The sequence below is a fragment of the Draconibacterium sp. genome (assembly GCF_041583095.1).
GTDB lineage: Bacteria > Bacteroidota > Bacteroidia > Bacteroidales > Prolixibacteraceae > Draconibacterium.
The window spans coordinates 18,913-28,590 of the sequence record NZ_JBFHGM010000034.1 but is presented as its reverse complement, the minus strand read 5'-3'; the positions used below and the strand labels follow the sequence as shown (position 1 = coordinate 28,590).

10 protein-coding genes are annotated in these 9,678 nt (G+C 41.2%); 9 read left to right on the top strand and 1 reads right to left on the bottom strand.

Going from position 1 to position 9,678, the window contains the following annotated elements; genetic code table 11:
* The 9 genes from ABZB17_RS05330 to ABZB17_RS05290 form a co-directional block, all read left to right on the top strand.
* A partial coding sequence (locus tag ABZB17_RS05330) for a hypothetical protein (protein ID WP_372648434.1) occupies positions 1–857 on the top strand: 857 nt, incomplete at its 5' end.
* A 677-nt stretch (positions 858–1,534) separates the two neighbouring features.
* Positions 1,535–2,134, top strand: coding sequence for a hypothetical protein (locus ABZB17_RS05325; RefSeq protein WP_303921004.1), 600 nt, complete (start codon positions 1,535–1,537; stop codon positions 2,132–2,134).
* 21 nt (positions 2,135–2,155) lie between these two features.
* Positions 2,156–3,604 (top strand): flotillin family protein, encoded by a 1,449-nt coding sequence (locus tag ABZB17_RS05320; RefSeq protein WP_372648433.1) that lies wholly within the window; start codon positions 2,156–2,158, stop codon positions 3,602–3,604.
* A 130-nt stretch (positions 3,605–3,734) separates the two neighbouring features.
* Complete coding sequence (locus tag ABZB17_RS05315; RefSeq protein WP_045031793.1) at positions 3,735–4,658, top strand: ABC transporter ATP-binding protein; 924 nt, start codon at positions 3,735–3,737, stop codon at positions 4,656–4,658.
* Positions 4,659–4,668: 10 nt separating this feature from the next.
* The gene (locus ABZB17_RS05310) at positions 4,669–6,012 is read left to right on the top strand and encodes an ABC transporter permease (RefSeq protein ID WP_372648432.1); all 1,344 of its coding nucleotides are present in this window, start codon (positions 4,669–4,671) and stop codon (positions 6,010–6,012) included.
* A gap of 275 nt (positions 6,013–6,287) precedes the next feature.
* Complete coding sequence (gene cysK / locus ABZB17_RS05305) at positions 6,288–7,199, top strand: cysteine synthase A (RefSeq protein ID WP_303920997.1); 912 nt, start codon at positions 6,288–6,290, stop codon at positions 7,197–7,199.
* 143 nt (positions 7,200–7,342) lie between these two features.
* Positions 7,343–7,813, top strand: a complete 471-nt coding sequence (locus ABZB17_RS05300) for a DUF302 domain-containing protein (protein WP_372648431.1) — start codon at positions 7,343–7,345, stop codon at positions 7,811–7,813.
* Between the two features lie 24 nt (positions 7,814–7,837).
* A complete protein-coding gene (locus ABZB17_RS05295; protein WP_372648430.1) occupies positions 7,838–8,146 on the top strand; it encodes a heavy-metal-associated domain-containing protein in 309 nt (102 codons plus the stop codon).
* Between the two features lie 113 nt (positions 8,147–8,259).
* Positions 8,260–8,412, top strand: a complete 153-nt coding sequence (locus tag ABZB17_RS05290; protein ID WP_319499779.1) for a hypothetical protein — start codon at positions 8,260–8,262, stop codon at positions 8,410–8,412.
* Positions 8,413–8,475: 63 nt separating this feature from the next.
* Here ABZB17_RS05290 and ABZB17_RS05285 read toward each other — a convergent pair whose 3' ends face one another.
* Positions 8,476–9,672, bottom strand: coding sequence for an ABC transporter permease (locus ABZB17_RS05285; RefSeq protein WP_372648429.1), 1,197 nt, complete (start codon positions 9,670–9,672; stop codon positions 8,476–8,478).
* Positions 9,673–9,678: the final 6 nt, after the last annotated feature.

The window sequence follows — 9,678 nt, the reverse complement described above, 5'->3', positions numbered from 1 at the left end:
TTGAGTGGACCCACCACGAGGTTGTTTCGCACGATCATATTTTGCAGCACAAATCGCCCTACCTGAATGTGCCGTTCTTTTTTGCGCGGGTAGTTGTGTTTTTTGCTGCGTGGATCATTTTGTCGAAAGTATTACGCAAATTATCGCTAAAAGAAGATGAAGTTGGCGGCATGCAGTATTTCGAGAAATCGGAGTTCTATTCCAAGATTTTCATTTTTGTGCTGGCCTTTTCATTCAGCCTGTTTTCGGTTGATATGTTGATGTCGCTCGAGCCCCACTGGTTCAGCACTATGTTTGCCGGAAAAAGTTTTATGGCCGGAGTTCTGCACGCCTCATCAATAATTGCACTGATTGTAATTATACTGTCGAAACAAGGTAAATTCCCGCTGCTCAACCACAGTCACCTGCACGATTTTACCCGCTATATTTTTATGTCGAGTATTGTTTGGGGTTACTTCAATTTTGCCGAATTCATGTTAATCTGGTATGGTAACATACCGGAAGAAACTTCGTGGTTTGTGCACCGCTGGCATGGTGCGTACAAGATCCTTTTCTTTGCCAATATCGTTATCAACTGGGCAATCCCGTTTTTGGTGCTGATGCCACGCAAAAGCTCAAGGAGCAAATTGTTTATGATCCCGGTTATCCTGCTTCTGATTATCGGACAATACACCGAACTTTACTACATCATCTGGCCGGCAACAGTTCACGAAGCTAAGTTTGGCTTGCTCGAGATCGGTACTTTCCTGGGTTATGCCGGATTATTTTCGTGGGTAGTTGGCACAACACTCACCAAAGCCAGTCTGGTTCCGAAAAATCACCCTTATATGGAAGAAAGTATTCAGCACCATTTCTAAAATGCCTGTATCGCGGGTAGCTTAAGGCCTCCCTCGAATTACCGCTGCCCAATTCATGGCCTTTTCCTTTGGTTTAAGGAAGAATTCTGCCCTTTAACTGAGGTCGGAATATAATACTGTTAGCAATTCTGACCTTACAATAACAACTTTAAGAGACAAAGAAATCGAATTTGACCTTATTATCGGTTTCCTTTTGTATTCTGTGTCTGCGAATAAGTCATGCATTGTTTTCCAAATGCCCTTACGCATGCTAAATGCTTTTGGAATTCATTTCCTGGTTTATTTCGTTACATGAAATATATTTTGAATAATATGCATAAACTTTTCTTATTCTGGAAATAGGCTTCGCTAACACAAAACAGGGTCTGTAAAACAGTAAATAAAGGAAAAGCTGTATATAATTAGGTCACTTTAACTTAGCGATCTGTTGTAAATGCGTCATAAAAGGTCAGATTGCAACATTAATACACCGCAAAAGAGAACCAACAGGGCAGTAAAATGGGAATAACATGCAGAAACAAGATCGACAGGCGATAATAAGCAGAATAAGCGTTCCAGGAAACGATCACATTTAGAAATCGTCGTTTTGCCTATAAAAATCCTCCAGTCCCAAAATATTAACTTGGAATAATTGAGTTTATGTTTACTTTTAGAACAGAAAACCAATAATTATTCCCATGTTACTAAATTCAATTCTCCCTAATTGGTCGGAAATCAGCGTATTCGAACAAGCTTTCTGGATCATTGCCATTCCGGCTACCGTTTTTTTTCTGCTGCTACTAGTTTTAACCATCTTCGGCGGAGATGCCGATGCAGACGTTGATGTGGACACGGATGTTGACGGTGACATAGCTGGCGATTCAATTCCATTCCAATTCATTTCATTAAAAAACATTGTTGCTTTTTTTACCGTATTCGGCTGGTCGGGCATTGGCTTTATCAGTATGGGATTACCCCCCGGACAGGTGATCCTTTTCTCAACCTTATGTGGCCTTACAATGATGTTTCTAATGGCATCACTGTTCTATTTCATGTCGAAACTGGCTGAAAACGGAACACTACGTATGGGAAATGCCATTGGAAAGTTAGGTGAAGTTTACCTGGTAATTCCGGCCAAACGAGGAGGAATGGGTAAAGTTCAACTTAATGTTCAGGGATCGATGCGTACACTCGATGCCATTACCGATGATGAAGAAACTATCCCTACTTCTTCAATAGTTCAGGTACTAAATGTAATTGATGATCATATTCTCCTTGTTCAAAAACAAGGCAATTAATAACCCTTTTAATTAAATTTTATGAACGATTATTTTGTTATTCTTCTAAGCATTGCTGCTCTTTTTGTATTCATCATCATCGTAGCAATGATGCGACGTTACAAACGTTGTCCTTCCGACCGTATTTTGGTTGTTTATGGTAAAGTTGGCAAAGGAGCAAACAGCGAAAGCCGCTCTGCCAAGTGTATTCACGGTGGTGCAGCCTTTATCTGGCCGATTATTCACTCTTATGCGTTTCTGGATTTAACACCAATTTCTATTGAAATCAATCTTAAAAATGCGCTAAGTAAACAAAACATCCGTGTTGACGTGCCCTCTCGTTTTACAGTGGGTATTTCTACCGAACCAAACATTATGAACAATGCCGCTGAACGACTGCTAGGACTTACACAGGAGTCGATCAGTAACCTTGCAAAAGACATTATTTTTGGTCAGTTGCGTTTGGTTGTTGCCACAATGGACATTGAGGAAATTAACAGCAACCGCGACAAATTTCTTGCGGCTGTGTCATCGAATGTTGAGGCAGAACTCAAGAAAATTGGGTTGAAACTGATCAACGTGAATGTTACCGACATCAACGATGAATCAGGATATATTGAAGCTCTTGGTAAAGAAGCTGCAGCAAAAGCGATCAACGATGCTAAAAAGAGCGTGGCCGAGAAAAACCGCGATGGAGAGATCGGCCAGGCAGAAGCTCTGCAAGACCAGCGTGTACAAGTTGCAAGTGCTGATGCAACGGCTGTTGAAGGGGAAAACATTGCAAAAGTTACGATTGCAAATTCAGATGCCGACAGACGAGAAAAAGAGGCTGAGGCAAACCGACGGGCCGTAGCTGCCGAAAAGGTAACTGATGCAAAAGCATTGGAAGAAGCCTATGCAGCCGAAAAACTGGCAGAACAAGTTCGTGCCGAAAGGGACAAAGCTACCCAAATTGCCAACATTGTAATTCCTGCCGAGATTGATAAAGAAAAAGTTCAGATTGAAGCAGAAGCAGTGGCTGAACAAACGCGCAGAATTGCAAAAGGTGAAGCCGATGCCATTTATATGAAGATGGCTGCGGAAGGTAAAGGTATCTTTGAAATCCTGAGCAAACAAGCCGAAGGTTTCGAACAACTGGTGAAAGCCGCCGGAAACGATGCACAAAAAGCAGTACTAATGATGATTGCTGATAAATTACCGGAATTAGTTGCAACCCAGGTTGAAGCCATTAAGAACATTAAAATTGACAAAGTTACTGTTTGGGAAACCGGAAACGGCAAAGACGGTAAAACATCGACGGCTAACTTTATGCAAGGAATGCTTGGCTCCATCCCTCCTCTCAACGATATTTTTAAATCGGCAGGAATGGAACTTCCCAACTATTTAAAAGGCGATGCTAAAACCGAGGAATCGGTTACCGGAGAAGCCGAAGTTTCAGCAAACAACGACGCTGATTTTGACGAACCGGAAGTAATCGACCCTGAAAAATAGACATTCATGTAAAGAATAGTTTGATTCACCGGTTTTCTTTGGGAAACCGGTTTTTTTATGCCTTTATTTATTATTTAAAACCAAACCCGTAATTTGCAAGGGTTAAATCTTACTATTCAATAAAAACAATATGGAATTATTCGAAGCGCGCAATGTAAACAAGGTTTTTGCCAGCACACAGGCACTAACCGATGTTAGCATTTCGGTGAAAGAACAAAGTATTTTTGGTTTGCTTGGCCCCAACGGCGCGGGCAAAACCACTCTCATCCGCATTATTAACCAGATTACCGCTCCCGACAGCGGTGAGATATTTCTGAACGGAAGAAAGATGAACCGGACAGATATCTCCCACATTGGCTACCTGCCCGAGGAACGCGGACTGTACAAAAAAATGAAGATTGGCGAGCAGGCAATTTACCTGGCTCAGCTAAAAGGCATGTCGTATCGTGATGCGTCGAACAACCTGAAAAAGTGGTTCGAGAAATTTGATATCATGCCCTGGTGGAACAAAAAAGTTGAAGAGCTTTCGAAAGGAATGCAGCAAAAAGTGCAGTTTATCACCACTGTTGTTCATCAGCCCAAACTGTTGATATTTGATGAGCCTTTTAGCGGTTTCGACCCGATAAATGCCAATCTGCTGAAAAAGGAAATTCTTAACCTGAAAGCAGAAGGTGCCACCATAATCTTCTCCACCCACAACATGGGATCGGTTGAAGAACTGTGCGACCACATTGCGCTGATCAACAAATCGAAAAAGATTGAAGACGGACCAACCGACGAGATTCGTATGAAATACAAAACCAACATTTTCGACATAAAATACAGGGGCGAGTTCAGAGAAATCGATTTGGCTTTGGGCACCGATTACAAAATCATCAGTCACGATGAGTCGGATAAGGCAAACACCTTGAAAGTGCAATACATGAACGGAAAATCGAATAACGAATTGTTGTCGTCCATTATGCCGGCAGCCGAAATTCTGGCATTTGAAGAGCTTATTCCGAGTATGAACGATGTATTTATTAAAGCCGTTGAAGAGTCGAACAAAAACTAAACAAACCGTCATGAACAACACATTGCTAATATTAAAACAAGAATACCTGAAACGGGTAAAAAAGAAATCGTTCATCATATTAACCATCCTGATGCCGTTTTTAATTGCCGGCGTTTACGGACTGGTCATCTATTTCTCGATAAAAGACGATACCGAAGAACGCACCATCGCGGTATACGATGCCACCAATTTATTTCTTGGCGAATTCAGCGAGGAAGGCACAACGAGCTACCATTTTATCCCCAAAGAAGAATATGAAACATTAAAAACCAACCTCAAAGGCAGTGGTTACTACGGCCTTCTGTTTATTCCATCAGATATTTATTCGAATAACCAGGCGCAACTTTTCTCCGAGAAACAGTTGCCGTTTGAATTGACCGAACAAATTGAGCGCAAACTCAGCCGTTTTATCGAAAATGATAAACGCCAAAAAGTAATTGAAGAATCGGGCATCCCCGATCTGGAAGAGCGCCTGAGCAAAACACGAACCAGTGTAAACCTGAGTACGCTTAAGGTATCGCAATCGGGCGAAACCAAAAAAAGCTCATCAGTAGTGGCTTTTATTGCCAGTTATGCCATGGGGCTTCTCATTTATTTCTTTGTGTTTATGTACGGCGCCATGGTTATGCGAAGTGTAATGGAAGAAAAGAAAAGCCGCATTATAGAGGTGATCATCTCATCGGTAAAACCCAGCCAGCTGATGGCCGGCAAAATTATCGGAACCGCTTTGGTTGGCCTCACACAGGTTGCCATCTGGCTTGTTTTAGGAGGCATTGGACTGGTAGTGGTACAGAGTTTCTTTTTCACGCCCGAAACGGCACAGCAAATGGGACAAAGCATTATGGAATCGCAGGGGCAAATGAACCCGGCAGCCATGCAGGCCGCACAACCGAACCAGGTCAAGGAGGTTATGGAGATGATTGGCAACCTGAATTTGCCGCTTATTTTGTTCGCGTTTGTGTTCTATTTCCTTGCAGGTTATTTATTGTACAGTGCTTTATTGGGTGCTGTAGGTGCCGCTGTCGACAACGACGAAGATTCGCAGCAAATGGTATTCCCGGTAACTTTCCCATTAATCCTTTCGATCATGCTGCTGTTTCCCATTGCAAAAAACCCGGAAGGCCCGCTGGCATTTTGGTGTTCCATAATTCCGTTCACCTCACCGGTGGCTATGATGGCGCGTGTTCCTTACGAAATACCTGTTTGGGAACTGTTACTTTCGATGGGCCTATTGGTGCTTACAACCATTGTATGCATTATGGCAGCTGCCAAAATTTACCGCATTGGTTTGCTGATGTATGGTAAAAAGGTAAATATTAAAGAACTGATTAAGTGGCTTCGGTATAAAGGATAGCTACAGAAATAGTCGGTTTTCTTAACAAAGAAGTGAAAAACATGATTTTTTTCATATTTATTATTTAGAATAAATAAAAATTACATATATTGCACCCATTATGAAGAACACCGGTAACAATATGATGATGTGTTGTTGTTTCCTGAAAAACGGGAAAGGTGTTGTAGTGTTTTAACTTGAGCTAAATTGCAAGATTATACGAGGCCTTTCCGTGAACGGAAAGGCTTTTTTTTTGTTAAAAGAATATTTACCGAAATAACTCAATAATTAAAAAAATGAAAGCTAAAAACATTTTAGAGACCATTGGCAACACGCCACATGTGAAAATTAACCGCCTCTATCCTGAGGATTACGAAGTTTGGGTGAAAGTTGAAAAAACAAACCCGGGAGGAAGTATAAAAGACCGTATTGCACTAGCGATGGTAGAGGATGCGGAAAAGAAAGGGATATTAAAAGAAGGTTCGGTGATTATTGAACCTACATCAGGAAATACCGGAATCGGATTGGCATTGGTGGCAGCCGTAAAAGGTTACCGACTAATTCTTACCATGCCTGAATCAATGTCGTTGGAGAGAAGAAGAGCTTTGAAAGTATTTGGTGCCGAATTGGAACTAACACCAAAAGAAAAAGGAATGAAAGGTGCCATTGCCAGAGCTGAAGAACTGGCCAGTGAACTTGAAAATGCCTGGATTCCTCAACAGTTTAACAATCCGGCAAACGTAGCAGTCCACCACAACTTTACGGCACAGGAAATTTTAAAAGACTTCCCTGAAGGTTTTGATTACCTGATTACCGGTGTTGGAACCGGAGGTCACATTACCGGTGTTGCTGAAGTTTTAAAAGAGAAATTTCCGAACCTGAAAGTTTTTGCCGTTGAACCGGATTCAAGCCCGGTAATTGGCGGAAAAGATCCCGGGCCTCATGGAATTCAGGGAATTGGTGCAGGTTTTATTCCGAACAACCTGAATACCGAACTTCTTGATGGAACAGTAGAAATCAGTAAAGACGAAGCTTTCGAGTATGCACAAAAAGCTGCAAGAGAAGAAGGTTTGTTTGTTGGTATTTCGTCGGGAGCGTCGTTGGCGGCCGTTGCCAAAAAGATTAAAGAACTTCCGAAAGGATCCAGAATCCTTACGTTCTCGTACGACCACGGCGAGCGCTACTTATCGATAGAAGGATTGTATTAAAACTAACGTCAATATACAGAAAGGGAATCATTCGAATGAGTGGTTCCCTTTTTCTTTTTCTTCATTCCAAGCATCATCAAGCAAATCTATCAAACAAAAGTTTACTGTGTGTTGTTTCTTTGTGTAAATTAGAAAAACTAATAATGAAAGGATTAACTATGTTTTTAACCGGACTTATTGCAGGCATACTTTTAACTGTAATTGTATTGATTGTTGTAATGCCAAAACAAATGTTTGTGGTGAACGAGAGTAAGCTGGGTTTTGACGAAACCGTTGCTGCCATTGAACAATCGGCAAAAGACAATAACTGGAGCATGCCGCATTTATACGATTTGCAGGCAACCATGAAAAAACACGGTTTCGAGGTTAAACCGGTGAAAGTATTTTCGTTGTGTAAGCCCGATCATGCTTACCAGATATTAAGCAGCGACCAGGAACGTGTAGTTTCGGCACTTATGCCTTGCCGTGTTGCGGTTTACGAACGCAATGGGAAAACGTATGTATCGATGCTGAACTCAGGCCTTTTCTCTAAATTTATGGGAAGTAAAGTAAAAACCGTAATGGGAGCAGCCAGCGAAGAGAATAAACAAATACTTGCCCCCGTTATCAAGTAAAAACTAAAAACAATAAAAACAACCATGAAAAAACTAATGTATTTATTCATCCTGATTGGATTTGTTGCGTGCAACTCCGGAGCACAAAAAAACACTGAAGCAGCACAACCGGAACAAATTGTTGAAGCCACTATTGATATTGGCGGATTGCACTGCGATGCCTGTGTAGCCTCGGTCGAAAAAGGAGTAAATTCCCTGAGCGGGATTGAATCGGTAAAAGTGACACTTGCGGATTCAACTGCCATTGTTACATACAACGCATCGGCAGTGTCGATCGATGAAATTGAAAAAAGTATTGAAAAGCGCGGATACACTATAAAAGCCGTGAATTAAGCCCCCTGAAGTGGTTAAACAACTACTATTCACAATGTTCTGGTGATAACTACCAGGGGTTTTCGGCATAATATTTGTAAAATTCCGTACATTGCAGAAAAGCCATATATACAATGAAAGACAATTTTAAAAACGGAAAACCGGAATTAAAGGAAACAGGGCCAGTATGGAGCGTTAAAGTTGACATTCCAACTGCCGTTTCTGAAGATTCCATCAGGCTTTACAAAAAAGCCCGGGAATTGAAACTGAAAGTAATTTTGAATTAAATAAAAAGCTTTGACCGATACTGGATCAAAGCTTTTTTTTATTTCATTTTATTATTTCAACTGTCACTTTCTTATTTTCCCAGCATAAAGCCGGATATAGAAATATACAATTGTCAGAAAAGCATAACTTCCTGCCTGAAAATATAATTTTAGCACCTCTGATTTTACCTCAGTAATTCCAACGCCCATTGTGCGTAAACGCAAATAGGCGGGAACGGCTGTAGTTCCGGGCAAAATTTTGGATAAGCCCACCAACCAGTCGGGCATAGCAGACACCGGCCAGGAAATACCGCTTAAAAATAAGGCAATCGGCGACAGAAACATCATAAATACAATGGCCGACTCGCGATGTTTAAATAACGTTGACAGACCAATTCCGAAAAATATTACCGACAATAAGAAGGGGAATAATAACATCAGCACGTCAAACATATTCCCTTTGTCGGGGTAGTTAAACCAGTCGTGAATAAGGATCAATGCAAGGCAAATATTAAATGCTGAGATAAGCAAATAAGCACCTACTCTACCAAAGACTAATGGAATAATTTCGCGCCTGCGTTTGTTTTCCGGTAACCGGAACGGGGACGCTTTTGATTCGGAAAAGGTACCTCCCATAATGCCAATACCAATAAGCAAGGTTTGCTGAATGATGATAATGATTAATCCGGGCATGATAAAACTACCATACGAACCAGCCGGGATGTAAAGCATGTGTGTTTGAATACTCAAGGGACTGGCCGAAACTTTTGCCTGTTGTAAGGATTTTCCTTCGGCAAGGTAATGTTGCACGCCAACACCTGCCCCAAAATAAGCATTTACGGTTTGTGCAGCCGTATAGAAGGTTTTGTATTTTAACAGGTAACTACCATCGGCATAAACAGCAACATCAGCCTGTTTTGTCGACAACACATTTTTCTGAAATCCTTTTGGAATAAGTAAAACACCATCAATTTTATTTTCCAGAAAAAGCTGTTCAGCCTCTTTTAAACTTTGTGGATTGTATGTAACCTGCGCTTCTCGCGAGGCATCAAGCATACTGGTGTATTTTCGGCTGGTAGCTGTTTGATCTAAATCAACAACACCAATCGGTAAGTTGGTAAGCACCTCGTTAAAATATCCGAACGAGTATAACAGCGGATATATCATTAGCGCTCCCACCAAAATCAACACAGCACCGCTATCTGTAAAAATTGCTTTCAATTCATTCTTAAAATGAAAAGCCATTAACCCGAAGCTGTTTATTTTATTCTTGTCTTTCATCATAGT

Bases quoted from the DNA above. Each gene is read 5' to 3' on its own strand.
- ABZB17_RS05320 (WP_372648433.1), top strand. From the start codon at position 2,156: ATGAACGATTATTTTGTTATTCTTCTAAGCATTGCTGCTCTTTTTGTA.
- ABZB17_RS05295 (WP_372648430.1), top strand. From the start codon at position 7,838: ATGAAAAAACTAATGTATTTATTCATCCTGATTGGATTTGTTGCGTGC.
- ABZB17_RS05325 (WP_303921004.1), top strand. From the start codon at position 1,535: ATGTTACTAAATTCAATTCTCCCTAATTGGTCGGAAATCAGCGTATTC.
- ABZB17_RS05300 (WP_372648431.1), top strand. From the start codon at position 7,343: ATGAAAGGATTAACTATGTTTTTAACCGGACTTATTGCAGGCATACTT.
- cysK (WP_303920997.1), top strand. From the start codon at position 6,288: ATGAAAGCTAAAAACATTTTAGAGACCATTGGCAACACGCCACATGTG.
- ABZB17_RS05290 (WP_319499779.1), top strand. From the start codon at position 8,260: ATGAAAGACAATTTTAAAAACGGAAAACCGGAATTAAAGGAAACAGGG.
- ABZB17_RS05315 (WP_045031793.1), top strand. From the start codon at position 3,735: ATGGAATTATTCGAAGCGCGCAATGTAAACAAGGTTTTTGCCAGCACA.
- ABZB17_RS05310 (WP_372648432.1), top strand. From the start codon at position 4,669: ATGAACAACACATTGCTAATATTAAAACAAGAATACCTGAAACGGGTA.
- ABZB17_RS05285 (WP_372648429.1), bottom strand. From the start codon at position 9,672: ATGAAAGACAAGAATAAAATAAACAGCTTCGGGTTAATGGCTTTTCAT.